At 60.8% G+C, this 24,875-nt stretch carries 28 protein-coding genes; 17 read left to right on the top strand and 11 right to left on the bottom strand.

Features of this window, described 5'->3' with window-relative positions; genetic code table 11:
• Nucleotides 1-149: 149 nt before the first annotated feature.
• From DH08_RS00005 to DH08_RS00015, 3 genes are all read left to right on the top strand, one after another.
• Nucleotides 150-2,321, top strand: coding sequence for a DUF5801 repeats-in-toxin domain-containing protein (locus tag DH08_RS00005; RefSeq protein WP_192177306.1), 2,172 nt, complete (start codon nucleotides 150-152; stop codon nucleotides 2,319-2,321).
• Between the two features lie 76 nt (nucleotides 2,322-2,397).
• On the top strand, nucleotides 2,398-2,766 hold the full coding sequence (locus DH08_RS00010; RefSeq protein WP_192177340.1) for a hypothetical protein: 369 nt from the start codon (nucleotides 2,398-2,400) through the stop codon (nucleotides 2,764-2,766).
• A 31-nt stretch (nucleotides 2,767-2,797) separates the two neighbouring features.
• Complete coding sequence (locus tag DH08_RS00015; RefSeq protein ID WP_192177307.1) at nucleotides 2,798-3,985, top strand: ABC transporter substrate-binding protein; 1,188 nt, start codon at nucleotides 2,798-2,800, stop codon at nucleotides 3,983-3,985.
• A 488-nt stretch (nucleotides 3,986-4,473) separates the two neighbouring features.
• Here the strand turns inward: DH08_RS00015 and DH08_RS35735 are convergent, their stop codons facing one another.
• Nucleotides 4,474-4,614 carry a hypothetical protein gene (locus DH08_RS35735; RefSeq protein WP_210328482.1) on the bottom strand — a complete coding sequence of 47 codons (141 nt, stop codon included), beginning with the start codon at nucleotides 4,612-4,614 and terminating at the stop codon, nucleotides 4,474-4,476.
• Here DH08_RS35735 and DH08_RS00020 point away from each other — a divergent pair.
• Nucleotides 4,609-5,319, top strand: coding sequence for a phosphatase PAP2 family protein (locus tag DH08_RS00020; protein WP_210328483.1), 711 nt, complete (start codon nucleotides 4,609-4,611; stop codon nucleotides 5,317-5,319). The two genes, DH08_RS35735 and DH08_RS00020, sit on opposite strands and share 6 nt — an antisense overlap.
• Here the strand turns inward: DH08_RS00020 and DH08_RS00025 are convergent.
• From DH08_RS00025 to DH08_RS00050, 6 genes are all read right to left on the bottom strand, one after another.
• On the bottom strand, nucleotides 5,234-6,268 hold the full coding sequence (locus DH08_RS00025; protein WP_192177309.1) for a phosphatase PAP2 family protein: 1,035 nt from the start codon (nucleotides 6,266-6,268) through the stop codon (nucleotides 5,234-5,236). The two genes, DH08_RS00020 and DH08_RS00025, sit on opposite strands and share 86 nt — an antisense overlap.
• A gap of 92 nt (nucleotides 6,269-6,360) precedes the next feature.
• Nucleotides 6,361-6,900: a prepilin peptidase gene (locus DH08_RS00030; RefSeq protein ID WP_192177310.1), complete on the bottom strand. Its 540-nt coding sequence runs from the start codon at nucleotides 6,898-6,900 to the stop codon at nucleotides 6,361-6,363.
• Nucleotides 6,901-6,909: 9 nt separating this feature from the next.
• On the bottom strand, nucleotides 6,910-7,449 hold the full coding sequence (locus tag DH08_RS00035; protein ID WP_006200895.1) for a tetratricopeptide repeat protein: 540 nt from the start codon (nucleotides 7,447-7,449) through the stop codon (nucleotides 6,910-6,912).
• Between the two features lie 57 nt (nucleotides 7,450-7,506).
• Nucleotides 7,507-8,457: a type II secretion system F family protein gene (locus DH08_RS00040; RefSeq protein WP_192177341.1), complete on the bottom strand. Its 951-nt coding sequence runs from the start codon at nucleotides 8,455-8,457 to the stop codon at nucleotides 7,507-7,509.
• Between the two features lie 18 nt (nucleotides 8,458-8,475).
• Nucleotides 8,476-9,447, bottom strand: coding sequence for a type II secretion system F family protein (locus tag DH08_RS00045; protein ID WP_192177311.1), 972 nt, complete (start codon nucleotides 9,445-9,447; stop codon nucleotides 8,476-8,478).
• Nucleotides 9,447-10,823, bottom strand: coding sequence for a TadA family conjugal transfer-associated ATPase (locus tag DH08_RS00050; protein WP_192177312.1), 1,377 nt, complete (start codon nucleotides 10,821-10,823; stop codon nucleotides 9,447-9,449). Before DH08_RS00050 ends, DH08_RS00045 begins: the two co-directional genes overlap by 1 nt.
• Before the next feature lie 531 nt (nucleotides 10,824-11,354).
• Between DH08_RS00050 and DH08_RS00055 the strand changes: the two genes are divergently transcribed.
• The 10 genes from DH08_RS00055 (at nucleotide 11,355) to DH08_RS00100 (ending at nucleotide 19,542) form a co-directional block, all read left to right on the top strand.
• Nucleotides 11,355-11,567: a Flp family type IVb pilin gene (locus tag DH08_RS00055; protein WP_192177313.1), complete on the top strand. Its 213-nt coding sequence runs from the start codon at nucleotides 11,355-11,357 to the stop codon at nucleotides 11,565-11,567.
• Between the two features lie 93 nt (nucleotides 11,568-11,660).
• Nucleotides 11,661-12,698 (top strand): Flp pilus assembly protein CpaB, encoded by a 1,038-nt coding sequence (gene cpaB, locus DH08_RS00060; RefSeq protein WP_192177314.1) that lies wholly within the window; start codon nucleotides 11,661-11,663, stop codon nucleotides 12,696-12,698.
• Between the two features lie 54 nt (nucleotides 12,699-12,752).
• A complete protein-coding gene (locus DH08_RS00065; protein ID WP_192177315.1) occupies nucleotides 12,753-14,198 on the top strand; it encodes a pilus assembly protein N-terminal domain-containing protein in 1,446 nt (481 codons plus the stop codon).
• A complete protein-coding gene (locus tag DH08_RS00070; protein ID WP_192177316.1) occupies nucleotides 14,185-14,466 on the top strand; it encodes a hypothetical protein in 282 nt (93 codons plus the stop codon). Before DH08_RS00065 ends, DH08_RS00070 begins: the two co-directional genes overlap by 14 nt.
• A gap of 72 nt (nucleotides 14,467-14,538) precedes the next feature.
• On the top strand, nucleotides 14,539-16,044 hold the full coding sequence (locus tag DH08_RS00075; protein ID WP_192177317.1) for a TadE/TadG family type IV pilus assembly protein: 1,506 nt from the start codon (nucleotides 14,539-14,541) through the stop codon (nucleotides 16,042-16,044).
• Between the two features lie 5 nt (nucleotides 16,045-16,049).
• Nucleotides 16,050-16,592, top strand: coding sequence for a TadE/TadG family type IV pilus assembly protein (locus DH08_RS00080; RefSeq protein WP_246800610.1), 543 nt, complete (start codon nucleotides 16,050-16,052; stop codon nucleotides 16,590-16,592).
• Nucleotides 16,592-17,242: a TadE/TadG family type IV pilus assembly protein gene (locus DH08_RS00085; RefSeq protein WP_246800611.1), complete on the top strand. Its 651-nt coding sequence runs from the start codon at nucleotides 16,592-16,594 to the stop codon at nucleotides 17,240-17,242. The genes DH08_RS00080 and DH08_RS00085 overlap by 1 nt, the downstream gene beginning before the upstream one ends.
• Entirely contained in the window at nucleotides 17,239-18,402 is a 1,164-nt protein-coding gene (locus tag DH08_RS00090) for an AAA family ATPase (RefSeq protein WP_192177319.1), read from the top strand. Before DH08_RS00085 ends, DH08_RS00090 begins: the two co-directional genes overlap by 4 nt.
• Nucleotides 18,389-18,973, top strand: coding sequence for a L,D-transpeptidase (locus DH08_RS00095; RefSeq protein WP_192177320.1), 585 nt, complete (start codon nucleotides 18,389-18,391; stop codon nucleotides 18,971-18,973). The genes DH08_RS00090 and DH08_RS00095 overlap by 14 nt, the downstream gene beginning before the upstream one ends.
• A gap of 20 nt (nucleotides 18,974-18,993) precedes the next feature.
• On the top strand, nucleotides 18,994-19,542 hold the full coding sequence (locus DH08_RS00100) for a hypothetical protein (protein ID WP_246800612.1): 549 nt from the start codon (nucleotides 18,994-18,996) through the stop codon (nucleotides 19,540-19,542).
• A 27-nt stretch (nucleotides 19,543-19,569) separates the two neighbouring features.
• Here the strand turns inward: DH08_RS00100 and DH08_RS00105 are convergent, their stop codons facing one another.
• Complete coding sequence (locus DH08_RS00105; RefSeq protein WP_192177322.1) at nucleotides 19,570-20,106, bottom strand: hypothetical protein; 537 nt, start codon at nucleotides 20,104-20,106, stop codon at nucleotides 19,570-19,572.
• 191 nt (nucleotides 20,107-20,297) lie between these two features.
• Here DH08_RS00105 and DH08_RS00110 point away from each other — a divergent pair, with 191 nt between their 5' ends.
• From DH08_RS00110 to DH08_RS00120, 3 genes are all read left to right on the top strand, one after another.
• Complete coding sequence (locus DH08_RS00110; protein WP_246800613.1) at nucleotides 20,298-21,011, top strand: thermonuclease family protein; 714 nt, start codon at nucleotides 20,298-20,300, stop codon at nucleotides 21,009-21,011.
• Nucleotides 21,012-21,259: 248 nt separating this feature from the next.
• Nucleotides 21,260-21,961 carry a GGDEF domain-containing protein gene (locus tag DH08_RS00115; protein ID WP_246800614.1) on the top strand — a complete coding sequence of 234 codons (702 nt, stop codon included), beginning with the start codon at nucleotides 21,260-21,262 and terminating at the stop codon, nucleotides 21,959-21,961.
• A gap of 266 nt (nucleotides 21,962-22,227) precedes the next feature.
• Nucleotides 22,228-23,232: a L,D-transpeptidase family protein gene (locus DH08_RS00120; RefSeq protein WP_192177324.1), complete on the top strand. Its 1,005-nt coding sequence runs from the start codon at nucleotides 22,228-22,230 to the stop codon at nucleotides 23,230-23,232.
• Between the two features lie 104 nt (nucleotides 23,233-23,336).
• Here the strand turns inward: DH08_RS00120 and DH08_RS00125 are convergent, their stop codons facing one another.
• The 3 genes from DH08_RS00125 to gloA2 form a co-directional block, all read right to left on the bottom strand.
• Nucleotides 23,337-23,609: a hypothetical protein gene (locus tag DH08_RS00125; RefSeq protein ID WP_192177325.1), complete on the bottom strand. Its 273-nt coding sequence runs from the start codon at nucleotides 23,607-23,609 to the stop codon at nucleotides 23,337-23,339.
• A complete protein-coding gene (locus tag DH08_RS00130) occupies nucleotides 23,606-23,842 on the bottom strand; it encodes a hypothetical protein (RefSeq protein ID WP_192177326.1) in 237 nt (78 codons plus the stop codon). The genes DH08_RS00125 and DH08_RS00130 overlap by 4 nt, the downstream gene beginning before the upstream one ends.
• Nucleotides 23,843-24,023: 181 nt before the next feature.
• Nucleotides 24,024-24,410, bottom strand: coding sequence for an SMU1112c/YaeR family gloxylase I-like metalloprotein (gene gloA2, locus DH08_RS00135; RefSeq protein ID WP_192177327.1), 387 nt, complete (start codon nucleotides 24,408-24,410; stop codon nucleotides 24,024-24,026).
• Nucleotides 24,411-24,875: the final 465 nt, after the last annotated feature.

The following is a 24,875-nucleotide window of genomic DNA, read 5'->3' on the forward strand; positions in this document are numbered from 1 at the left end:
CCAGCACCGTGAGTGCCGATCTCGGCGGCAACATCGGCTTCGACGACCACATTCCGTCAGTGTCGGTGACAGCGGCTTCGGCGGTGAAGGCCGCGCTCGACGAGACGGCGAGCTCGAGCGGCGTTGCCACGATCAACACGGGCGCAATCGTGAAGGGCGACGATCCCGATGTATCGGGCTCGGGCTATATCTCGACAGCGACCAGCGTCGGAGCGCTGGTGACTGTAAGCGCGGTGTTCGGCGCGGATGGTCCCGCGGCTTCGGCGAGCACGGTCTACGCATTGACGGTGATGAACGCCAGCTCCGGCCTGACGCTGACGGATGGCTCGGCGATCAACCTGCAACTGGTCAACGGCGTGGTTGTCGGCGTTGTGTCCGGTGGCACGTTCAATGGCCAGGCGGCGTTTGCGATCTCGATCAATGCGGCGACAGGCGCCGTTACGGTCGAGCAGTATCTGTCGCTGGACCATCCGGCCGAAGCGACGGCCGGCAACGGCTTCAACAGTTACGACGAGACGCTGGCGCTTGCCAGCGGCAGCCTCGGCGTGACGGTCGCGGTCAAGGATGGCGACAACGACACGGCGACCAGCAACACGGCCGATGTGTCGAACCAGATCACCTTCGACGACGACGGCCCGACGGTTCTCGACAAGACGGATCTCTATTTCGCCAACAGCGGGACTGTCAGCGGAACCGGTGTGTTCGACTACTCCATCGGCACTGACGGACGTACGACGTACAGCAGCGTCAATTCTGACTTTGCCGCCATCACATTGGCCGGCACCGTGGCAGGAAACGCGATCACGTCGCCGACCGTAACCTGGGCTTCCGAGACGTCAACAGAGGCTGTCTTCAACGTCAGCTTCAGCTATCTCACCGGTGGAGTGTCGACGGCGGAAACGGGCACCATTACCTTCGACAAGGTCAACGGCACCTATACGGTCGACCTCGCTGATCCGATCAGCTCTGTAACTGTGCTGACGACGAGCGGGGCAAGCGCTTTTGACGGCTACAACTTAAACGGTACACCGGATACCAGCGGGCCGGCGGCCATCGTGGTAGCGGAATTGGACACCAACTTCTTCGTCCAGTTCACCGCCGACAAGCCGACCTCGGGTGCCAATGGTGTGCCACTGACGGCAACTGGAGCTCCCGGCAGCGCCACAACGTATAATGCGGGTGATCTCTTCCACGCCGACGACACAGAGGTGTTTGCCAACAATGCCAATGTCGGCACCGGTAGCGGCACGATCCAGCGCGGCGAAGTCGTCGACATGAATTTCTACACTTATGATCCTGGAGCTAATACCAACAACGCCGCAGATGCCCAAGTGTCGTCAGTCTATTTCAAAGTTGAGCAGTTGGGAGCCGGCGAGGATTTTGTCGTCATCCTCAAGCTTGTGGATCCTGACACCAATCAGACTACAACGCGGGCCATTGTGGTCGACTACGCAGATATCTATCTGGCGGGCCAGAGCAATCCCTACAACATCGCTTATGGCAGTGCCGACGGCGCCGTCATCATCGAGAGCAATGACTACAACATCAACCCTGGTGAGAACTACGTCATTACGGGGATGCAGATGCTCACCTCGACCGAAAGCATCACTGGTTCCGGAATTAATCTGAACAAGGACACCGGCGCCACTGGCGGGTCGAGCGGCACTCAGGCCTTTACAAACGATAACGACGTTATCAAGTTCACCGACATCGGTTTCGTCACTGCAACCACTACTCCGCAGAATGCCGATCTGACCTTCAACGTCACCGTGAAAGACGCGGACGGCGATACGTCACCGGCACAGCAACTCGACGTTCACGTTGTCAACGGTGTTACCTATACCGGCACGGCGGATGCCGAGACCATGCAGGGCACGGCCAATGGCGACACGCTGACCGGCAACGGCGGCAACGATATCCTGCAAGGGTTTGCCGGAGCCGATATTCTGAATGGCGGCGACGGCAACGACCTGCTCATCGGAGGTCTCGGCCAGGACACCATGACCGGCGGCACGGGAGCCGACACGTTCAAGCTCGACGGCCTGGACATCAAGGACCTCATTGTCGACTACAATGGAGGTGAGGGCGACAAGATCGACCTGTCGGCCTTGTTCGACACGGCACCCGGCGGCGCCAATGTCGGCGACTTCGTCAACTACAATGCGGGAACGGGCACGCTCAGCGTCGATGCCGACGGCACGGCCAACGGCGCCAATTTCGTCGAAGTGGCGGAGCTCGTGAATCACCCCGCGGCCAACACGATCACGCTGCTTTACGACGACGGAACAACCACGCACACGACCACGGCAAATCTGGTCTAACGGCGTGGCGCTAAGCCATTGGACCGTGCTATGTATTAGCAGGGTCATATATTGGGGATATGGAGGGGCATTCATGATGAAGCGTTCTGCAAGACTACTGGTTTCCACCGCGGCGCTGTTGCTGGCCGGATCGGCGGGCTTTGCCGCCGACATCATCGACGGACCGACGGGCGACTATTGCCGCGTCGTGGGCACCTCCAATCTGGTGCTGACCGAAAACATCGTCGACCTCAAGGCCGAGGTGGTCAAGCTGATGGACGAATCGGTCGCCGTCGCCAACAGCTCGGAGTGGATCCATTCGGCCCGCCCGGCCTTCGTCTGGGCATCGGAAGCCAAGGTCGCCTGCGGCAAGGCCTATGGCTATCTGAAGACGAACTATCGCGACGAAGACTATCTCAACAAATGCGAGTGCTTCCACGATCGCATGGTCGAATACATGAACTGACCGGGAAGGTCAGGACACCGGCCTGCAGTCGATGAGAGCCAAGAAAAAGCTGTTTGGGGCGAGCGCGCTGGCGCTCGCGGCGACCCTGTCCGGCTGCCAGTCGAAAAGCAGCGTGACCGAGGTGCTCGACCCGGCCCAGATCGCCGCGCCCAATGCGCCGGCCGGCGTCGCTGCTGCCACCGCGCCGCAGGCGACGCAATCGCTCGGCACGGGCTCGACGAAGATCACCATGCTCCTGCCGCTGTCGGCCCCGGGGACCACCGGACAGGACGGCCGCAAGATGTTCGACGCCGCCAGGCTGGCGATGACCGACCTCGGCAACAACCTCATCACGTTGACCGTCGAGGACACGCGCGGCGACTCGGGCTACGCCAAGGACCTGGCGGTCAAGGCGATCACGACAGGATCGAAGGTCGTCATCGGCCCGAGCGAACTGCCGGCCGCACAGAATATCGCCAAGCTGTCGGGCTCGAACCGGCCGCCGGTGCTGGCGCTGGCCGACAATTTCGCCGGCGGCCCCGGCGTCTACGCGGTGCGGCTGAGCGAAGCAGACAGCGCGGCGGCGGGTGCCGCGGCTATCGCCACCAAGGGCGCCAAGAAATTTGTGCTGCTGGTCGCCGCGGGCGCCAATGCCGGCGCCGTTGAAAAACGGGTCGCCAACGGCCTCAGCATCTATGGCGCTTCGCTCGCCGTCACCCTGCCCTATTCGCCGACCGAAGGCGGCGCCAAGGCGATTGCCGATATGGGCTCGCTGGTGGAAGCCCCGGATGCCGTCATCGTCGCCAGCGGAGACGCCAGCCCGTCACAGCTGCTTGCGGCGCTGAAATCGAAAGGCATTCCAAGCAAGACGACGAAGCTCATCGGGACCGACCGGTGGCTGGAGCACCCGATGGATCCGCTGTTCGAAGGCGCCTATATCGCGACCCTCGACCAGGGCGAGACCGGGCCGATCGCCGACCGCTTCAAGACGACGTACAACTACCAGCCCGACGTCAACGTCGCCTATGCCTATGACATGGTCGCGCTGACCGCCGGCATCGCCAGCGCCGTCGGGCCCGACGGCTTCAGCAAGCAGGTGCTGGAAAACCCGAGCGGGTTTCGCGGGTCGACAGGCCTGTTCCGGTTCAGGGCGGACGGATCCAGCCAGCGCTCGATGCCGTTCTATCGGGTTGAAAAGGGCGCGCTGAAGCTGGTGGAGAAGTCGACGTCGGGGTTTTGAGGGCTCCGGCCAGGTGAAGGAAGTTGGTTGCGTTTTGGTTCAGCCGGTCGCATTCTCCGGGTGGGAGCGGGGTCTGATTTGGACTTTCTCAGGCGGCTTTTCATTGTGGCGCTTGCTGGCGCGCTCAGCGCAGGTGCTGTTGCGCTCATCGAACGCCTGGTGCTTGAGCCCCCAAGGCCGACGGTCTCCGGCGAACCACCGCCTCTCCCCATCGTCAAGAAGAAGCCGGTGCGGCAATGGAAATGGCGCCTGACCTAGCCCTAGAACGATCGCGCTTCTCTGCTTCCGCAAAGCTCGCAATCTTCTGCCTATGCTATGCCGGACTAGCGGCCTACCTTTTTCCCGACACTTATTTTGCGGCGCTGGGCACCTACAGGCTGAGACTTCTCTACCTCATGCTGCCCTTCCTGATACTGCTCGGGCTTGCCATTGCCGCCATCATCAACCGGCCGCGCTCCCCGCTCAGCTGGTTGCGGGACAAGCTGAAGTCACGAGGCATCGGAGCGACGTGCACGCTGGGAATCTTCATCCTTTGTCTGGCTGCATTCACCACCTTCAAGCACGAATTCTCGCAGATGGTGCCCTTCTTCGCCGATCAAATCCTGGCGAGGATCGACGCCGCCTTGCATTTCGGCGATCCCTGGCAATGGGCGCGCGCTCTGCCAATTCCGGCCTTTGCCGATCGGGCGCTCTATGTCCTTTATTCGCATCTGTGGTTTGTTCTGCTTGCCGGCATCGTCGTCGTCGCAGCCTGGCTTGACGATGCTTCGAAGCGTCAGCGCTACTTCCTGTCGCTCACTGTCGTGGTGATTGTTCTGGGCGTGATCGTGAGGTTGGCCGCGTCCTCGGCTGGACCGATCTTCTACGACCGGATGTTTGAGTCTGACAGGTTCGAAGACCTGATGACATCGCTAAAGGCGAGCAATGCCGGCCCCGACATCCTCCTGATCGCCGACTATCTTTATTCGTCTTACACGACCCATAAAGCGTCGATCGGTACTGGAATTTCGGCAATGCCGAGTTTCCACGTCGCCATCGCTGTCCTGAACGCCCTTTTCCTCTGGAGCCTCAACCGATGGGCCGGCTTGATCGCCTGGATCTATGCAGGCCTTATCCTGTTCGGCTCGATCTACTTCGGATGGCACTACGCCACCGACGGCTATCTGGCGATCGTTGCAACTGTGATGATCTGGCGATATAGCGGGCGATGGGTAGGACAAAGCTGGCCAAATGGAGCGCGGGGCGCGCTCATCCCAGATCGACCCCGCGATCTTTCATGCGTGTCCAAAAGACAGGCCGGGCATTCGACAGCCGTCCGGCAAGAGCCCAGATGATTGGCGTCGCCAACATGGAAGCGTATCCGTCGATCGCATAGTGCCAGGCAAGGTGCACAGCACCCAGCTGAATTGCGACCAGAAACGCTATGCCGGCCCAGCGCAACAGTCTGCCAAAACGCCAGAGATAGATGGCGTTCAGCGTAACGACGGCAACATGCAGCGAAGGAAAAGCCGATATGCCGCTGCCTAGACGCGGACCATCCAGACCGGCATTGGCAAGAAGCATGCCCTGGGCATCGAGTGCCCATACCGGATAGGTTGAATCTGTCGCTTGCAGATAGTTCATCAGCGGGACGAACGTCTCGTCGCCAAAAAAGGGCATGAGGAAGGCTGGTCCCACCGAAGCAAACAGCGTTGCGGCAAGATTGCCCAGGAGGGCCCAGGTGAGGACGAACGCAACAAGATACTGCGAACGAAGGCGTTGATTGCCCACCGAGAAAGTGACGCAAAACAGCACGATAAGCATCACTATGAACCAGAGATTGTAGAGAAAATTCAAGGCAAAGGTCAGTGGTCCGGCGCCAAGCAGAGGATGCAATATCTGCCATACATCATGGCCGCCATGGAGCGCTCTGTCGATGTTCATCACGGTCGTGTCTGCGTAGTACGGCACAATGCGGCTGATGCCAGCCTTCATACTGGTGAACAGTGAAAAGAAGACCGGCAGGATCAGCGCAACGGGAAGGCCAACGATGAGCCGGTCAGGCAGCTTGTTGACCAACAGGCGATCGCGCAGTGCGGGAAACAGCCGCTGTGGTCGCTCGAGCATGACGCGAATCGAGATGACCGCAAAGAGGATAACGGTGACGCCGAGTCCAAACAGCAGGAATGCATCGCTGTAGATCTGGAAGTTGATCGAGATGTTCCAATATGCGGAGGCCGCGAGCACCGCCAGAGCGTAAACGACGACCACTACGAAGAACGGCCAATTGGCGCGCCAGACCATCAAACTGCCCCGAAATTCAAGCCCACCCACCCATGGCAATGATGCCGTCTCCAAAGCGAAAATGCGCTGAGCTGGCCGCAAACAGCCAAGAGTTAGTTAAGCTGCTGCAGAACTCCGGAACTGCTGGCCAGCACCCAACTCCCGTATATCTGGAAGGCGATAGCGCCAATCGCAGCTGCCGATATCGGCACGCCGAAAGGCACGACGCCTTTCCGGTCCATATGCTGGACATAGACGCGAAACGCGCCCGCCGGCAGCAGAAACGGGTTTTTCACCACGACGGCCATGGCCACGGCGAACACCATCAGCAGCAGAGAAAACACGACGAGGCCGGTGCCGCCGACCAGGAACGGTATGACCGCCATCAGCTTGACATCGCCGGCGCCGACCTTGCGCAAGGTCCAGAAGGGGAAGAACACGACAAACAGCAGGAGGCCGGCAAGTGCGCTCAGCCCCATGTCCCACCAGGATCCGGATTGAACGGCCAACAACAGCAGTGAGCCCACGCCCAGGCAAAGCAGCAGCAGCACGTTGCTGTTGGATATCTTCTGGGTGGTGAAGTCGAACCACGCGACCCTCGCAAGCAGAGGGATCGCCAACGCCTTCAGCAGCAGCGATGCGGCAAGCAGCATAGAGGCGCTCTACCGCTCGACGTTCTGCACGCTGGAGGCGAGGAGCTTCAGATTGTTGGCGACGGTCGGATCTTTGGGCGCCAGCTCATAGGCCTTGAGGAAGTTGGTGCGCGCATCCTGCAGCTTGCCGCGCAGCAGATAGGAATAGCCGACATTGTTGTAATATTCGGGTGTCCCGCCAATCAGCTTGAACGCCCGGCCATAGGCCCGGTCGGCAAGGTCGAAGCGATGGATGCGGTCGCTGCAGGCGGCGAGACCCAGCCAGGCAACACCGTCATTGGGTGCGAGTTGCGTCGCCTTGTAGAACAGCGCGCCGGCATTGCCGTAATTTTCCGCGCGGAACTGGTTCTTGGCTTCGGCGACAGCCAGGTCGGAGGCATAGTATTCGACATCGCTGACCGTCTTCAGCCCGTCGAACGCATCGCCGAAAGCCGTAACGTCGCCCTTGGAGGGTTCATTGGTGCGAACGACACCGTCGGTGGCGTCTGTCTGGCAGCCGGCAATCGCAAGGATCAACAGGCCGGCTGCGGCCGCATTTTGCCATCTCATATATATGTCCCCGAGGGTTGACCCCAACATCACATTAGAATCAAAGCGTAACCATAACTACCAGAAAATACCCTTCATGCGGATGATGATCGGCAGCAGGACAATCATCAGAACCACCGGAAAGACGCAGACCCCCAGTGGGATCATCATCTTGACCGGAAGCGCATTGCCGCGTTCCTCTGCCCTGAGAATTCTCTTGCCGCGCATCTCATCGCTATAGACTCGCAGAGCATCCGTCAGGCTGGTGCCGAGTTCCTCCGATTGGCGGAACAATATCGAAAGTGCCCGCGCCTCGTCGAGGCCGAGCCGGTCGGAAAGGTCCCGAAGACCCTCGCGCAACGGCTTGCCGGCGCGCAACTGCAGAACCATGATCGCAAGTTGTATCCCCAGCCATTTGTGTGTGCCGGCCAATTCCTGGCTCACCCGCTCCACGGCGGCCTCCAGGCTCATGCCGGCATCGGCACAGGTGATCATCATGTCCATGAAGTCGGGAAAACCCCGGCGATAGGTCTCCTTCTTGGCATTCTCGAAACGATCCAGCGCGACGCTCGGAATAACCAGACAAGCGAGGCCAAACAGTGCGGCAGCCGCGAATATCAGAATCCCCGGAATTTGCGGCGGGACCACCGCAAGCAAGCCGGTGTACACTCCCAGAAAGCCGACGGCGACAGCGCCGATCCGGGACAGGGTATAGAATAGCGGAGCGCTGGCCTGGTAGAACCCGGCACGAAAGAGCTTTGCTTCAAGGGCGTTAGGCTCGCCTCGCTCTTTTTCGACCGATCGGAAGTAGGCATCGACAGGTCGTTGCGCTGCAATCTTGGCGAGCTGCTCCTGGCCGACCAACGACCGCCGGCTGGCAATGCCCTCGGACTTCAAGCTTTCCGTCACCAGTTTCCGCGTCTGCAAGGCAGGCCGAAAAATCAGCGCGCCGAACAGGAACAGCGCCATCGCCGCCAGGAAGACAGCGATGGAAACCAGAAAGCCCAGATCCTGGGTATCCGAAAACAGGTTTATGACTCGCTCCCGTCAGAAATCGAAATTGACCATTCGGTACATGATGAAGTCGCCAATCAACGCCCAGATTCCGAAGATCAGGAACGCCGGCATGAGGAGTGGACTGTTCCACACAGCCCCGTAGAAGCTCGGCGCGATAACCATCAGCAGGCCGAACATGACGAGCGGAAACAGCGAGATGATCCAGGCCGACATCCTGCCCTCCGCCGACAATGCCCGGATCTTCAGGCGCAGCTTCTGCCGCTCGCGCAGCACGGATGAGAGATTGGCCAGGATTTCCGTGAGGTTGCCGCCGGTCTTGGCCTGAATGGACAGCGATACCGACAGTAGATGAAGTCCCTCGAACCCAACCCGCTGCGAAAGTTTTCGCACCGCCTGCTCCAGGCTGAGGCCGAATGTGATCTCGTCGGAAACGATGCCGAATTCGGTGCCGAGCGGGTCAGGCATTTCGCGGGCCACGAGTGCGATCGCCACGGTGGTCGGGTGCCCGGCCCGCAATGAACGGACGATCATGTCCAATGCGTCTGGAAGCTGGCCGGCGAATTGGGCGATACGCTTGTTGCGTGCCCGCCGAAGCATCAGAAGCGGCAGGGCGAATCCAACAAGCAAAAAAGCGAGGAGGCCTGCTACAGACGAAAATCCGAAAATCAAAGGCAAGACCAGCGCCAGCACCAATCCTGCCAACAGGAACATTGCGGCGAAAGCCAGCGGATTGCCGGTGATGCCCGACTGCGTGTAGAGCCGGTTCAAGGCGACCATTCCGAAGATGTAGTCGCCTGATTCCGTCAATCCGCGTTCGCGCAACAGGCCTTGCAAGGTCTTCTCGGCCGGTGCTTCTTCCGCAAGGCGCGCAAGACGCCGGTTTATGACGCCGGCCCGGACGCGCCGCGATGCATAAGCCATGTAAAAGGATTCGGCGGCGAGGATCACCGACGCAGCGGCGAGCACGTAGATGAAGTAAAGCAGGGTCTGACCGGTCGGCATCAGAGCGGAACCTGCGGATTGAAGGCATCCTTGGCAAACTGATGCCCTAGCATCGCGACTTCCTGGGCAAAACGGGGGCGCACGCCGGTAGCGCGAAAATCGCCGATGATCTTGCCTTCCGCCGTCACTTCGCGGCGAACGAAATGGTAGATTTCCTGAAGCTGGACAACGTTGCCTTCCATGCCGGTCAATTCCGATATGGAGACGACCCGCCTGCCGCCATCGGAAAGGCGCTGCGTCTGCACGATGATATCGATGGCCGAGGCGATCTGCGCCCGGATGGACTCATGGGTCATCGGCATGCCCGCCATGCCGACCATCTGCTCCAGCCGGGATATGGCGTCACGCGGCGTGTTGGCATGGATGGTGGTCATTGAGCCTTCATGGCCGGTGTTCATGGCCTGCAGCATGTCGAAAGCCTCCTCGCCGCGAACCTCGCCGACGATGATGCGGTCGGGCCGCATGCGCAGTGCATTCTTCAGCAGTTCGCGCTGGCGAACCTCGCCCTTGCCCTCGACATTGGGCGGGCGCGTCTCCAGACGGCCCACATGCGGCTGTTGTAGTTGCAGCTCCGCCGCGTCCTCAATGGTGATCAGGCGTTCAGTGGCCGGAATGTAGCTCGACAGCGCGTTGAGCAAGGTCGTCTTGCCGCTGCCGGTACCACCCGAAACCAGAATCGACTTGCGCGCCTGCACCGCGATCCGCAACAAATCGACCATGGGGGGGCGGATCGAGTTAAATGCAACCAGGCGCTCCAGCGAATAAGGATGCTTGGAGAATTTGCGAATCGACACCAGCGGGCCGTCAACCGAAATCGGCCGCACCGCGATGTTGACGCGCGAACCGTCTGCCAGTCGGGCATCGACCATCGGCGCGGATTCATCGACGCGGCGGCCGATGGCCGAGACGATCTTGTTGATGATGCGCAGCAGATGCGCCTCGTCGCGGAAACGGATCGCGGTTTCCTCGATCACGCCACGGCGCTCGATGAACACTCGGTTGTGGGTGTTGATCAGAATGTCGGCGATCGAATCGTCCTTGAGCAGCGGTTCGATCGGTCCCAGCCCGAGCATCTCGTCGGCAGTGTCGCTGGTCAGTTGGTCGAGTTCTCGAGCATTCAACGGCACGGTGCGGGTGCGAACGAACTCGCGCACGATCGGGCGGATCTCGTGCAGGATCTCGTCCTTGGATGCTGTTTCCAGAACCGCAAGATTGAACCGCTCGATGAGATGCCTATGCAGATCGACCTTGAGCGTCAGAAAATCATCGGCGTTCGCCGCAATTTCCGCCGCAGGCGCTGCAATCGGCTGCAATAGCGCCGAAGACAGTTGCTCTACCTGACGCTCACTTGGTCCCTTGATGAAGCGGCCTAACATGTCGCTCGAGCCCCCCGAGAATCCCCAAGGTTGGAAACTAAGCGTTAACCACGCATGGCACAAGCGCCGAGCGCGGCCGAAAGGATCGAATACTTACAACATAGTTAAGACGAGACCCCAAAAAAATCGTTTTATTTCTAGGGTGTGTATCCAGGGGCACACCTCATCTCCAACCTCACGAAACGTTTCGCCCTGCAACGTGCGAATGTGTCGTTGCGGACCCTCGGTAAACCCTTACATATAAAGGACTATGCACATACCCTAATATGATGGTGCTTCCGCCAAGAGTGCGGCAAATTTGTGAACGAATGGTTAAGGGCACTTAAAAAGCAAATCGAATCAATCCCTTGTCAGAATTGAACTGGCTTCCGATCAGGTATTCGAAGGGTATTCGAAGGTTAAGGAACTGTTAATCCCATTTGACTCTGCTTTTTGTCGGGACTTAGATCAAGTCGACGGGGGATGCTTGGGTATGGGGTTCATCCTTAGGCTCGTCTCGTCGGGTTCAAACCTCCAAAGGGAGATATTGGCATGAAGAAGCTCATGACGATGGCCCGGCAGTTCCGCGACGACGATAACGGCGCTGCTATGGTCGAATATTCTATTCTGGTCGGCATCATCGCCGGCGCCGCGATCCTTATCATCGTCGGCATCGGCCTGTGGGTGGGCGGTCGGTTTACCGGGCTGTGCTCGGACTTGAACTCCAGCGGCATCGGCAGTTGCGGCAGCGGCACCGGAAGCTGACAATAGAACTATCTCAGGTCCGGGCAGCGATGCCCGGGCCTGATCGCCCAGGGCGGGCGATGCTAATGCACAATGGGGTTGGGGCTTGGGTCGATGCGCGCTAACACAATCATCATGATCGTCCTCGCCGGCGTGTTCGGCGTGCTGGCGGTGGTACTTGCCAATATCTGGCTGGCGAACCAGCGCAATGCGCTGGCGCAAGCGGACGGTGTGCAGCACGACACGGTCGTGGTGGCGGCAGTGGCGCTGAAGTTCGGCGACACGCTGACCGCGGAAAAGTTACATGAAATTGCGTGGCCGGCGGGCGCGGTCCCGGCTGGCGCCTTCAAGAGCACCAAGGAGCTCCTGACCGGCGATGCCAAGCAGGCGCTGCAGGCGATCGGCGCCAATGAGCCGATAATTGCTACAAAGATCACCGGCCCCGGCCAGCGCGCCACGCTTTCGGCTGTGCTCACCGAAGGCATGAAGGCCGTTTCCATCAGGGTCAATGACGTGCTCGGCGTTGCCGGATTCGTGTTCCCAGGTGACCGGGTCGATGTGCTGTTGACTCGCACCCAGCGCAATCCCGACGGGGCGGATCAGAGTTTTGTCGACGTGCTGTTGCAGAGCATGAAGGTGCTCGCCGTCGACCAGGTGGCGGATGAAAGCAAGGACAGCCCGACAGTGGTGAAGTCGGTGACGCTGGAAGTCAGCACCAAGGATGCGCAGAAGCTGACATTGGCAGCAGGTGCCGGCCAGTTGTCGCTGGCGCTGCGCCAGGCTGCGGCCAGCAAGGGCGAATCGACCGACCGCGTGACGTTGGCGGACCTGACTGGCGATACGCCGGCGGACGTCGCCAAAAGGCAGGCTGAACTTGACAGGCAGGCAGCAGCCGAAGCCGAGGCGGCAGCCGAGCGCAAACGCGCCGACGACAAGTTGGCCGGGCTGACCCAGGCCGTCGAACGGGTCGGAAGCAGGCTCGACGATCTGAGCAAGGTCAAGCCGGCCCCGACTGTGGCATCTGCGCCGCAGGTAAAGGAAGTTGTAAAGGAAGTGGTCAAATATGTGCAGCCGGAACAGCCGGCACGGGCGACAGTCGGCGTCTTTCGAGGTATAAAACTCGAAACATACGATGTGCCGCGACAAAAGTAATACCGGCATATTAGGATAGGTGGAGTCCGAATCAGCCGGCAAGGGGGGTAGCGTATGCGTGCGTTCTGGGGACGACTGGCGGCGGCCGCTCTCGCTTGTTCTGCAGCGCTATGGCCGCTGGGCATGGCGGCTCATGCTGCCGACCGCAACATCGACGTGTCGAACCCCACCGTCCACCGTGTCTTCATACCCACATCGCAATCGGTAACGATCCAGGTGAACGCGACGCTGGGCGACATCGTCGTCGGTGACGAAAAGATCGCCGACGCCCAGCCGATGACCGACAAGACGCTCTATGTCATCGGCAAGAGCGCTGGCACCACCACCGTCAACCTGTTTTCCGAGGACAAGCGTTCGCTTGGCGTTATCCAGGTCGAGGTCGGCGTCGACGTCAGCGACATGGCGCAGGCGATCCGCCAGGTGGCGCCCAAATCGCGAATCGAGATCGGTTCGATCAACGGCAAGGTCAGGCTTGCTGGCCACGTCAAGGACGGCGCCACGCTGGCAGCCATCGTGGAGGTGGCGCAGCAGTATGGCCCCGACGCCGTCATCAACTCCGTCATCGTCGACGACAGTCAGCAGGTCAATCTGGAAGTACGCATATTGGAGGCCAAGCGCAACGCCGGCCGCGACCTCGGCGTGTCGATCAGGAGCACGAATGGCAGCGGCACATCCCGCACCGGAACTGGCATCGCCACTGTCGACGAAGACAATATAGTGCTGGGACCTGGGAACTTGCTCACCGGCCTGCTGTCGAACACCAATCCGTTCGCAGCGTTGATCACCCGCGTTATCGACAGCAACATCAAGGTCGATCTGATCATCGAGGCACTTGAGGCCAAGGGCGTGGTGCGCACGCTGGCCGAACCCAATTTGACCACGCTTTCAGGAGAGACGGCCAGTTTCAACGCCGGCGGCGAAGTGCCTATTCGCACTCTCGATAGCGATGGCGAGGTAAGTATCGTGTACAAGCAATTCGGCGTCAATCTGCTGTTCACGCCGGTCGTGCTCGACGATGGTAAGATCCATATGAAGCTGGCGCCCGAAGTGAGCGATCTGACCAGCTTCACCACCGCCGGCGACCCGATCTTCACCAATCGCAAACTGTCGACCACCGTCGAACTGCGCGACGGCCAGAGTTTCGCCGTCGGCGGGCTTCTATCCAGCAGGACCACCAAGCTCCAGAGACAGGTGCCATGGCTCGGTCAGGTGCCGGTCATCGGCACACTGTTCCGGAATTCGAGCAACCAGAAAGAAGAAACCGAGCTGGTCGTCGTCGTCACGCCGCATATCGTGCGGCCGGTCAAGCCCGGCGAGCAGCTGGCGACGCCGTTCGACAAGACGCGTCCGGCCAACGACCCGGAGTTCTTCATCCTCGGCCAGTTGGAAGTGACCAAGGACATGGTTCGCAAATATGAACTCGGCGAAGGCGTGACCGGCCCTTACGGCCACATGCTGGACCTCAAATCGAAGGACAAGATGCTCTATGTCAAGAAATAGCGTCCTGATCCTCCTCTTGAGCGCCGGCGCGCTGACGGGCTGCGCCGCCGACTATCTGAACAATTACGACACGGTGACGCTGGCAGCCGGCGATACGCAGAAATTCAATTCGCTTCTGCAGACGGTCGATCCGCTGAATCCGAACTCGAAGAACACCACCATCGAGGGCGACGGTGTGCGCGCCGCCGGTGCTGCGCAGAGGTACAAGATTCCGCCACCGCCACCGCCGGCGCCGAACATCACGGTGAACGTCGGCAATACGAATTGAACAGAAGGATGCGGTTTTATACGCGCCAGGCGAACGAGGGTTTCTGGCGCCAGGGGAGCTAAGAGTAACGCCATGTTGCGAACCATTCGCGCGTTCTGGCACGATCAAAGGGGTGTAGCGCTCGTTCTAGTGGCCATCATGCTGCCGGCGATCATCGGCTTTTCGCTGCTGGTGATCGATATGAGCCGGGCCAACAATCTGCAAAACGACCTGCAAAAGGGCGCCGACGCATTTGCGCTTGCGGGTGCCGCCGAGCTTGACGGGACGACCGGGGCCTGGGCGCGGGCCGAGCGCGCCATGGCGACGCTGGTCGACAATGAGAGCAATTTTTCGACTTCGGGTCGCTTCACTTTGACCTCCGGGCAACCGGGTGGCGCGGTGCGATGCAACAGTGCCGGAAACATTTCCTGGTGCTTCCTCAAGGCAATCCCCCCTGCGGACGGCACCCAGATAACGACTGCCAATCAGGCAAGCTATCTTGCCAATTCCGACCCAGTCGCAGGCGAACTGGAGAGCCGGTTCGTACAGGTCAGGGTCACGCCAACAGGCTACGACACAATATTCCCGGTCTCGTTCCTGCCCGGCGGCACCAGCAATACGTGGACCATCGGGTCGGTGGCGGTCGCCGGTTTCAGGTCGAGCGTCTGTGACTACACGCCGGTGTTCATGTGCAATCCCTATGAGGCGGCAGCAGGCAACGATACGGGCGGCGTAACGCTGGAAATGGCCGCCAACCAGCAACAGTACCGGCGTCGCCAAATCCTTTTGCGCAACAACGGCTCCTATCAACCCGGCAACTTTGCATTTCTTGACTCACCGTTAGGAAACGGCGCGAACGCCTTGGAGGCTTCGATCGCGGCTGTGAAACCCGTCGGTTGCTACGCACAGGATGGCGTCGACACCAAGCCAGGACAGAACGCAGGGCCAGTGAAAGACGGACTGAATGCCCGCTTCGGTATCAGCAAGAATTACATCGGAACTGCCATCGGCCCGGCAGCCAATGTCCGGATGGGGCTGACAAGCATCAACTGCAACAACGGCCACACCACATTCGAAACCGATGTCAACAAGGGCGTCGGGCTTGAACGCGACTCGTGCCAGACCGCCGGCAACTGCACCATGATGGGCGGCCGCATGGGCGCCGGCGATTGGAACGCCAGCCGCTATTGGACCGTCAATCATCCGACACGCGGCGCTTTGCCTTCATCGCTTGTAGGGGCCACCCGCTACGAAATGTACCGTTATGAGCTTAACCCCGACGGGAACCCGAACACCAGCGACAGCATCGTTGGTGATGCGGCAGTGAGCGGCGAAACGGGCACGCCGTCATGCAGCCAGACACCCGTCACAACCGTGGACCGGCGCATTCTTTATGGCGCCATCATCGATTGCACCGCCATCGGCGGATTCAATGGTGCCGCGAACAATGTCCCCGTGAAGGCCTTTGGCAGCTTCTTCATCACTGAGCCGATTAGCGACGGCAAGGATATCTATGTCGAGCTGGTCGACATCACCGGCAAAGGCGGTCGTGGCACGCTCGACAATTTCCTGCGCGACGAAGCCCAGCTTTACCGGTGATGGCGATGATCAGAACCCTGTTCCGTCACCTCCAGAGATTTCGACGCGACCATCGCGGCACCACGCTTGTCGAGACGGCGCTGATACTACCGCTGATGGTGCCCCTGTCGGCGGGCGTGTTCGAATTCGGCAATCTGATCCACGACAAGCTGCTGATGGAGGCCGGACTTTCGGATGGCGCCCGTTTTGCCGCGCGCTGCAACAGCAAGATGTATACCGATTCCGGGCTGGCTGCGATCGACTGCGCCGACATCGCCACCAACATAGCGGTGTTCGGCAATGTGGGAGGCACAGGCAACCCGCGCATCAAAGGCTGGCTGAAAGCGGGGGGGACATCCAACAATGCGACGGTGACCATCGCCGCCAGCGCCTCCTGCCACGACGCGGTGGTTGCCGGCGTCACGGAATACCGCTCCACCACCGCACAGGTCTGCATCGTCAGGGCGACGGGAGCCTATCCCTATAGCGGCATCGGCATGCTGTCGTTGCTCAACATCGGTCCGATCACGCTCAACGGCTTCCACGAGGAGCGGTTGATCCGATTCTGATGATGATCAGGCGCTTCGCAAAATCGGAAGATGGGTCAGCGATGGTGGAAATGGCCATCGTTTCGACGCTGCTGTTTGCCCTGACGCTGGGCTTCGTTGATTTCGGCTACGCGCTCTACCAATGGAATGCCGCGACCAAGGCCGTCCAGATTGGTGCGCGGCTGGCATCCATCTCCGACCCGGCCGCAACCAATCTGACGGCTTCCGCACCGACGACGAGCCCGGGCGCGCCGGTTGTCGCCGGCGCGTATGGACCTTTCGTCTGCACTTACAGCGGCAACACCGGATCTTGCAGCAATGGCGGCACGTTCAATGCCACCAATTTCAGCCGCATTTTCCGGGGGGACACGGCTGTCACCAACGACAACACCTGTCCGACAATCACCGCAGCCCAGCGGCTCACCATGCGGCCTGGCATGTGCCACTTCTTCCCGGGCCTGCAGCGCGACAATATTGTCATCACCTATTCCGCCACCGGCCTCGGCTACCAGACGCGGGTGGGCGGCCCGGTGCCGACAATAACCGTCAACCTGCAGAACATGACCTACCAGTTCTTCTTCCTGGGCGGACTGTACGGTTTCGGAAACATGACAATGCCCTCCATGTTGAGCACAGTCACGGGCGAAGATTTGAAGAGTACCGCGTCATGAATGCCATCAACACCAAGGTCCTTCCGACAAAACGCAAGCAGGTCGCCCTGTTCTCGTCCGATCCACAGTTCAAGCGCGAGGTGGCGACACGGCTCGATGCGCTGGCGATCTACGACGTCAGGGTTTCCGATACGGGCGACTTCCTCAAGGGGCCGCCCGCCGACACGCGGCCCGGCATCGTCATCCTCGACTTTGGCCATGGCGAGCTGCTCGGCCAGCCGGGCATCGTCGAGGCGCGCGCCAAATGGGCATCGGTGCCGCTGATCGCCGTCTCCGACGAACTGACGTCGGAGCAGACGCGGGCGCTGGTGCGCATGAACGCTTCGGACTGGCTGCACAAGCCGCTCGACGCCAAAGAGTTGCTCAACGCCGTCACCTTCCACGACACCGGCAACCAGGGAACCAAGAGCCGCATCATCACCTTCATCGGCGCCAGCGGCGGCGCCGGCGCCACGACGCTGGCGCTGTCGGCGGCGGAATTCCTGGCGTCGAAATCATCTGAGCGCGCAGCGTCGACCTGCCTGGTCGATCTCGATTTCCAGAGCGCCAATTGCGGCGCCTATCTCAATCAGTTCAATCAGTTCGACCTTGCCGGCATCATCGGCATGCCGGAAAGGCTCGATGTCGAGCTGATGGACGTCATCAAGCTGTCGCGTCCGTCAGGCCTGACGCTCTATTCCTTCGAGCGGCCGCAACTGCCGTTCGAGCCGCAGGGTGCGGATTTCGTGTTCCGGCTGCTCGACCTCGTCGCCTACCGGTTCGACGACATCGTCATCGACCTGCCGAACATCGAGACGCCCTGGCACAATTCGGTGCTGTCGACGAGCGACGAGATCTTCATCGTCTTCGAGCTCAACGTCGCCTCGCTGCGCCAGGGCAAGCGGCTCTACAAGAAGATCCGCGAATTGCGCGGCAACAAGGTCAGCATCACGCTGGTCGCCAACAAGCACAAGCGCAAATGGTTCGGAAACCACTTCTCGCGCAGCGAGCTGGAAAAGATCTTCAAGGCGCCGCACATCAAGTCGGTCGCGCTCGACAACGCGCTTTTGACCGATGCCTTGAACCGTGCCATCCTGCCTCTGGAGGTGGACGGGCGGGCACGCTTCAACAAGGATTTGAAGCGGATGTTCAAGGAACGGCTGGACGATGCCGCTCGCTAGCCACCGCTTCGCCCACGGCTTCACCGGCGCCTGCATGATGGGCCTGGCACTGGCGTCGGCCTGCGATATCGCCGAGGCCCGGTCGGCGCTTCTGGACCGCCCGCCGCTGCCGGCCATGGGTCCCAGCCTGCGCAAGACGGTCGCCTTCGCAACCAGCGAACAGGCCGGCACGATCATCATCCGCAAGGACGAGAAGGCGCTCTACCTGGTGACCAGCCAGGGGCAGGCATTGCGCTACCAGATCAGCGTCGGCCGCGACGGCTTCGGCTGGACCGGAACCGTCAAGGTCGGCGCCAAGACGGAATGGCCCGAATGGCGGCCGCCCAAGGAAATGCGCGCCCGCCAGCCGGAGCTGCCGGCCATGGTGCCGGCCGGTCCCTACAACCCGCTTGGCGCACGCGCCCTTTACCTCTCCCGGGACGGGCGCGACACGCTCTACCGCATCCATGGCACCAACGATCCCAAAGGGGTCGGCTTCGACGGAACATCGGGCTGTTTTCGCCTTACCAACACCGATGTGATCGATCTCTTCAAGCGCGTCGCGGTGGGCGCAAAGGTGGTGGTGGAATGACTATGATCAGCGACCCGGACATGCCGGCCATCGAACTCGGCGCGCAGGAAGTCGTCGCCGGCAAGCCCAGCCGCAAAGGCACCATCGGTGTCGTTGTCGCGGGGGCTGCGCTGGTCACCATCGTGAACCTGACGGCCGCCGTCTATCTCTACCGCGGCATGAACGATTTGCGCGTCGTGGAAGCCCGGCTGGAGCAGCTCGGCCAGTTCGAGCAGCGCATCGGCGCCCGCCTCGATACGATTAACAACGGCTTCCAGAGCCGGTTCGAAAAACTGGACAGCCAGCTGCAAGCGGATTTCAACGAAATCGACCGCAACGTTGCCCGGCTTGAGCAGAACCCGCCCGTTGCCGCTAGCGACGAAGGCATGAGCGCCGCCGAACCCACGGTGGTCACGACAAGCACGGCGGAGGAAGCCCCTGCCGTTGCCGAAAACATGGCGGAGCCGGATGCGATCGAGATGCCGCGCCCGCCGAGAAAGCGGACCCCGGCTGTTGCACCCCCACCAAACCCCGCCTACCAGCGTATCCAGCAGGCAGACGGCAAGGTCTACTACAAGAAGATCAACTAGATCACTCGGCCCAGTTGGCGCAGAGCGCTAAAGATCTCGCTGCAGAGCCAGGATGCGGATCGCGCGTGCTTCGGTGCGCTGCCTGGCTTCGCTGAGGAAGGCAATATGGCAATAGGCGCATGCGGCGGCGCCGAGGGCCAGCACCAGGCTGTTCTTCAAGGTGAAGTCGACCATCAGCGAGAACTGAAGGCCTCTCGGCGCCGTGAATGAGGCAATGGTGCTCGCCGTTTCCGAATGACTGCTGACGGCGATCATCAGGCCGGCAAAAAGCAGGGCGACATGGTTGGCCAGAAAGAAGGCGGCCGATGCCCTCGCCCGGCAGGCCATCCAGCAAAGAATGGACGCACTGGCCAGTATTGCGGCGTCAAGCGCGAACGAGCCACCCAGATAGAGGCCGACCTGCTGCCAGAACATCGTCGCCAATGGGCGCAGTTCAAGCCAGATCCACCACATTGCGGGGCTGGACGGATAGGCGCCGAGCAGGAACGTCGCCGTTCGCTCCGCCGCCAGAATGAGCAGCATGAGGGCTGGGAAGGCAAAGAGCAGTACTGGTTTGCGCTTCATGTCATCCTCGACGATCCGAGGCGCAGATTAGGCGGCATTGATTGCACAAGGCTTAACGGCGGCAGTTCCCCGAAGCCTGTGATATGGTTGTGCCGACGGCGAGGATCGCCGGCGCGGACGGGTTCAGCGAACGATCGATGCCGTTTTCCCAGGCGATATCGGCTTCGGCGGGAAGCCAAGCGAGCAGGCCGATGAGCGGCGCGGGTCTGGCGCAAAGGCCCAGCCTGGCGATCGCGCTCGGGGCCGTCGGGCTGCTGGCCGGGGCCTTACTGATCATCTGGGCGGGTGCCTTGCTCGCGGTCGACCGGCCCAATCTTGCGCCGGCACAGGCTGTCGACGGCGAGCAGCCGATCCCAGCAGTTGCATCTCCTCTGGAGACAGGACCACAACAGCCGGCACGCAAGATCGCCCAGGACCTCATTGCACCGCCGCCGCTCGAAGTATCGGCAATCGAGCGGATCGAGCCGCGCCTGCCGCTTGGCGAACTCGGTCTGGCGTCATGGCCGGAAACGCCGATGCCGGACGACTGGCGGGAGACCCTGCTCTACCGTCCGATCGCCACCTCATCGGCCGCTTTCGAGGCGATGGGCAGGACGGTGGCCATCAGCGGCACGCTCGGCGTCGATCCGGACCAAAGCTGTTCGTTTGGCGAGGCGGCCTGGCCTTGCGGTCAGCGGGCCCGCGCGGCCTTCAATGCCTGGCTGCGCGGGCGGGCGCTGAAATGCTTCGTGCCGCCGGAGACCGACCGTTTCGCCATTGCCGCGCCCTGCAAGCTCGGCAAGCAGGATGTCGGCGCCTGGCTGGTGGCCAATGGCTGGGCCATGGCGGCACCCGGCGGCATCTACAGCAAGGCAGAGGCGACGGCCAGGACTGCCGGCATGGGCATATTCGGACCGCCGCAATAGTCGGCCGGCCGCGAAGCCCCGGATATTTCTTTTGTTAACCGTTGCGGCGCAGCTTTCCTCCCGAGTAACCGCGGTTTGATGTTTTGGCTCGAGCAGGGACGTCATTTGGCCCATTCATCAAATTGTACGGTTCCTCGAAACCGAAATTGCAACACACAGGCCTTATGCAAGCGCATCCGACAGGAGATTGGCCGGTGACGAGAACAATGACGACCAGCGCTGCCCATGCTTGGCAAGAAGTCGCTTGGTTGACCCTTCTGGGGACCGCCGGCTGTCTTGGCCTTTCGCTGGGCCTCAACTATCTGCTTCTGTTCAGCGAGGGGCTGACGCCGTTCGCGCGCAGCATGATCACGGCAGCGATTCTGCCGCTGGCGATCGGCCTGCCGCTTTTCCTGGTGATCGGCTGGAAGCAGATCGAGCTTCGCCGCTACCGGCAGGAGCTCAACCGTTCGGCGACCTATGACAGGCTGACCGGCTGCCTGAACGGGCCTGTCTTCACGTCGCTGGTCGAAAGACGGGCATCGAGGCCAGCGCAGACCGGCCCGCGTTCCGGCGCCTTCCTGGTGATCCATCCGGAGCATCTCAGGTCGCTTAATCTGCGCTTCGGCCTGGAATGGGGCGACGAAGCCCTGCGGCTCATCGCCTCGACCATACAATCGTCGGTGCGCAGGGAAGATCTGGTAGGCCGCATCGGCACGTCGATGTTCGGCGTCTTTCTGCCCGGCGCGACCGAACAGGATGCGAAGGAAATCGGCGAACGCATCCGGGCGCGAGTCGCACAGGTCTATTTCGCGCCGAAGGGCGCGGAGGCTGTGCTGGCCATCAGCGTCGGCGGTGTCGTGTTCGAGCACGAACTCGCCTTCGAGGACATGTTCCGGTCGGCGGAAGAGCGTTTGTCGCAATCCAGGGACGGACTGGAATTGTCGCATATAGGCGACGACCACAGCTGAAGCGGCAGATCTGGTCGGAACGATCGATGAGACTGGTGCTGCGAGAGAGGATTGAACTCTAGTCGAATTCAATAATTTCAATATTTTATGTGATGTTTTGTAACATTGTGACGTTCATAAAAATGAACTGATAGACAACCCTCGTATTTCAGTCAGCCCTGGGATCGGGAATGCCACCCTGGTCGGTTCTGTCCTGCAGCTGCCAGGGACGGAACCAGATAGGACCCTGCCGCGTCATAGAAGCAGGTTCCCGTGGAGTCACATCGATGCTTAGGCTCGTTCTGTTCATCGCCGCGGCGCTCGTCCTCGCCTCCGCCGGGACCGAGGCGGCCAAGCTGGACCTAGCCACCGTCAATCAGGCCCAATTCGCCGCCGGAGAACCGAAAGGCTTCAGCCCGGCCCTCCTGAAGGCAGAGATTCTTTTGGATCGCGCCCGCTTCTCGCCGGGCCTGATCGACGGGCGCGTTTCAGAGAACTTCACCAAAGCGGTCCGGGCCTTTCAGGCGGCGAACGGTTTCCCATCCGATGGCAAGCTTACTCTGGAGACCTGGGACAAGCTGATGGCAACGTCCGGCAGCCCGGTCCTGGTCACCTATGAGCTGACGCGCAAAGATGTGCGCGGACCTTTTACCAAGCGTATTCCGGCGCGCCTGGAGAGGATGGCCCGCCTGCCGCGGCTCGGCTATCACAACGCGATGGAGAAGCTGGCGGAACGCTTCCATGTCAGCGAACAATTGCTCAGACGGCTCAATCCGGGCACCCGCTTTAAGAAGGTCGGCACGAAGTTGCTTGTGCCGGATGTTGGTCGGGGCGATCCTCCTACTGCCGTTGCCGGCGTCGAGGTCGACACGGGCGCACGCCTTGTGCGCGTGCTTGATCCCTCGGGAAAATGGCTCGCAGTCTTCCCGGCTTCCATCGGCAGCGACGAGAAGCCGGCGCCGAATGGCGAGGCGGAGATCAGACGCGTGGTGCGCAATCCCACCTATCACTACGATCCCGACTTCGCTTTCAAGGGGGTCAAGGCCAAGCGGCCGTTCACCATTGCGGCCGGACCGAACAATCCGGTGGGATCGGTCTGGGTCGATCTCTCCATCGAAAGTTACGGCATTCACGGCACGCCCGAACCCGGCAAGATCGGCGCGACCTTCTCGCATGGCTGCATCAGGCTGACCAACTGGGATGCCGAGGACCTCGCTTCCATGGTGCAGAAAAACACGAAAGTTAGCTTCAAGGACGAAATGGCGAACGCAGGCGACGAGCGGCCTCAGTAGCCCAATACGCGGAATGCCTGGCAAGTTGTCGCTCGCGTGTTTGCAGCGCGCATTCCGGCAGCCGACAAGGTCATTTGGCGGTGACCGTCCAAGATCTGATCTCATTAACACGCGAGCAGGGCCTTTCCGTATTTGGCCCACAGCTGCTCGCAATCTCTGGCTCGAAGAGTTGGAGTCCCCAGGTTGCCATATACGACCATTGCGGCACGGACATCGTAGCCCAAGATCGGAGCGTTGGCGACAAACTGGACGGCCTCGCCCAGACGGCGGACGTCAAGAGCGGCATCGGTTTTGTTGGTGCTATCGAACACACCCAGGATCTGGGCTTCCTTGTTCCTCACTGCCAAAACAGCCGCCAGCGCTTCTTCGGTCATCATGTGGCCTGTCGACGAACCGTTTCAGGAATATCCATAGAGACAACGCGCCGCGGCGTGTCCTGATTGCGCAGAACGCTTCGCGACATTTGTTGATTGCACCTTGCCGCGAACCATTCAGCGCCATCGCGCGTCAAACCGATGAGGCATTGGTTAGCGAAATCCGCCGGCACGTCCACGATGGTGTCAATTACGGCCCAAGTGTCGGTCGGCTCCTGCACGACCACGAATCTCATATTAGACACTCCTAATGCAATAACGCGCGAGGGGGGCAGCTGTTCCGCCGAGCGGGCTCGGATCGCCGGGGTGAAGTGTTAGCGTATCTGAATGAGCCTGGAATCTGCTTGGCCGGTTGGGGTTGGAAACTCCCATCGAGTTGCTGGGAGCTTGTTCTTTCTCGTCGCAATCCCCCGACTATCAGGAGCCACCCTCGTAAAGCTCAATGGGGAGTCCGTCAGGGTCCGCAATGAAAGTAAACGAACGTCCTGTGTGGGGGTCCATCCGGATAGGCTCAACTTCAACCCCTCGCGCCCGAAGTAACCGGGCGGTCGCCTCAACCGAGTCGACCGAGAATGCTAGGTGTCGCAATCCGCATGCCTCAGGCCTGGTAGGCCGGCTCGGTGGTGCTGGAAAACTGAACAACTCGATCTGCACAGGTCCATGGCGCAGGTCGCACTTCCAAGATTGCCTTTCGGCGCGCCAATTTTCGTCGACAACCACGAAATCGAGCTTGTTCGTGTAGAACTGCTTCGAGACCTGGTAGTCACTGCAGATGATTGCGACGTGATGGATTCCCAGAAACATCGAATTGGCCTTTTGTGAGCGCGGACAAAGCAAACAGAGCGATCACAAGTCATGCTTTAGACCCGCGAGGATCCGCTTCGGTGTGAACGGGATGCGGCGGAACCTCACCCAGGTTGCATCGAATAGCGCATTACCAAGAGCAGCTGCGGTCGGTCCTTGCGCCGCGCAGCGTCACCAACGCGTTGTGGTGTCGAACGCTTGGGATCACTGCCACGACAAGCAGGAGAACTGACAGGCGTTTACGGCGATCCGTAGGCGGCGTCATGATAGATCAGCGCAGGACCGGGCTCTCCGCTCATCACATGGCGGACGCTGCCGAGGATCAACGCATGGGCTGTGGCGAATGATAGTATCCTCGACCGTGCAATCGACTGCGGCAAGCGCGCCTTCAAGTGCCAGTGCGCCGGTCGCAAGAGCCGACCAGGCCGCTACGGCAGGCAAGCCAGAACCGCTGCGACACCAACC

Source organism: Mesorhizobium amorphae, from assembly GCF_014843845.1.
GTDB classification, from domain to species: Bacteria; Pseudomonadota; Alphaproteobacteria; order Rhizobiales; family Rhizobiaceae; genus Mesorhizobium; species Mesorhizobium amorphae_A.

What these genes read in the sequence shown, in the direction of transcription:
- DH08_RS00085 (WP_246800611.1), top strand. Translation starts at nt 16,592, where the DNA reads ATGATGATCAGGCGCTTCGCAAAATCGGAAGATGGGTCAGCGATGGTG.
- DH08_RS00055 (WP_192177313.1), top strand. Translation starts at nt 11,355, where the DNA reads ATGAAGAAGCTCATGACGATGGCCCGGCAGTTCCGCGACGACGATAAC.
- DH08_RS00015 (WP_192177307.1), top strand. Translation starts at nt 2,798, where the DNA reads ATGAGAGCCAAGAAAAAGCTGTTTGGGGCGAGCGCGCTGGCGCTCGCG.
- DH08_RS00025 (WP_192177309.1), bottom strand. Translation starts at nt 6,268, where the DNA reads ATGGTCTGGCGCGCCAATTGGCCGTTCTTCGTAGTGGTCGTCGTTTAC.
- DH08_RS35735 (WP_210328482.1), bottom strand. Translation starts at nt 4,614, where the DNA reads ATGCAAGGCGGCGTCGATCCTCGCCAGGATTTGATCGGCGAAGAAGGG.
- gloA2 (WP_192177327.1), bottom strand. Translation starts at nt 24,410, where the DNA reads ATGTTTCTGGGAATCCATCACGTCGCAATCATCTGCAGTGACTACCAG.
- DH08_RS00105 (WP_192177322.1), bottom strand. Translation starts at nt 20,106, where the DNA reads ATGAAGCGCAAACCAGTACTGCTCTTTGCCTTCCCAGCCCTCATGCTG.
- DH08_RS00045 (WP_192177311.1), bottom strand. Translation starts at nt 9,447, where the DNA reads ATGCCGACCGGTCAGACCCTGCTTTACTTCATCTACGTGCTCGCCGCT.
- DH08_RS00065 (WP_192177315.1), top strand. Translation starts at nt 12,753, where the DNA reads ATGCGTGCGTTCTGGGGACGACTGGCGGCGGCCGCTCTCGCTTGTTCT.
- DH08_RS00120 (WP_192177324.1), top strand. Translation starts at nt 22,228, where the DNA reads ATGCTTAGGCTCGTTCTGTTCATCGCCGCGGCGCTCGTCCTCGCCTCC.
- DH08_RS00090 (WP_192177319.1), top strand. Translation starts at nt 17,239, where the DNA reads ATGAATGCCATCAACACCAAGGTCCTTCCGACAAAACGCAAGCAGGTC.
- DH08_RS00070 (WP_192177316.1), top strand. Translation starts at nt 14,185, where the DNA reads ATGTCAAGAAATAGCGTCCTGATCCTCCTCTTGAGCGCCGGCGCGCTG.
- DH08_RS00050 (WP_192177312.1), bottom strand. Translation starts at nt 10,823, where the DNA reads ATGTTAGGCCGCTTCATCAAGGGACCAAGTGAGCGTCAGGTAGAGCAA.
- cpaB (WP_192177314.1), top strand. Translation starts at nt 11,661, where the DNA reads ATGCGCGCTAACACAATCATCATGATCGTCCTCGCCGGCGTGTTCGGC.
- DH08_RS00130 (WP_192177326.1), bottom strand. Translation starts at nt 23,842, where the DNA reads ATGAGATTCGTGGTCGTGCAGGAGCCGACCGACACTTGGGCCGTAATT.
- DH08_RS00100 (WP_246800612.1), top strand. Translation starts at nt 18,994, where the DNA reads ATGCCGGCCATCGAACTCGGCGCGCAGGAAGTCGTCGCCGGCAAGCCC.
- DH08_RS00010 (WP_192177340.1), top strand. Translation starts at nt 2,398, where the DNA reads ATGAAGCGTTCTGCAAGACTACTGGTTTCCACCGCGGCGCTGTTGCTG.
- DH08_RS00095 (WP_192177320.1), top strand. Translation starts at nt 18,389, where the DNA reads ATGCCGCTCGCTAGCCACCGCTTCGCCCACGGCTTCACCGGCGCCTGC.
- DH08_RS00080 (WP_246800610.1), top strand. Translation starts at nt 16,050, where the DNA reads ATGATCAGAACCCTGTTCCGTCACCTCCAGAGATTTCGACGCGACCAT.
- DH08_RS00075 (WP_192177317.1), top strand. Translation starts at nt 14,539, where the DNA reads ATGTTGCGAACCATTCGCGCGTTCTGGCACGATCAAAGGGGTGTAGCG.
- DH08_RS00110 (WP_246800613.1), top strand. Translation starts at nt 20,298, where the DNA reads ATGAGCGGCGCGGGTCTGGCGCAAAGGCCCAGCCTGGCGATCGCGCTC.
- DH08_RS00125 (WP_192177325.1), bottom strand. Translation starts at nt 23,609, where the DNA reads ATGATGACCGAAGAAGCGCTGGCGGCTGTTTTGGCAGTGAGGAACAAG.
- DH08_RS00035 (WP_006200895.1), bottom strand. Translation starts at nt 7,449, where the DNA reads ATGAGATGGCAAAATGCGGCCGCAGCCGGCCTGTTGATCCTTGCGATT.
- DH08_RS00030 (WP_192177310.1), bottom strand. Translation starts at nt 6,900, where the DNA reads ATGCTGCTTGCCGCATCGCTGCTGCTGAAGGCGTTGGCGATCCCTCTG.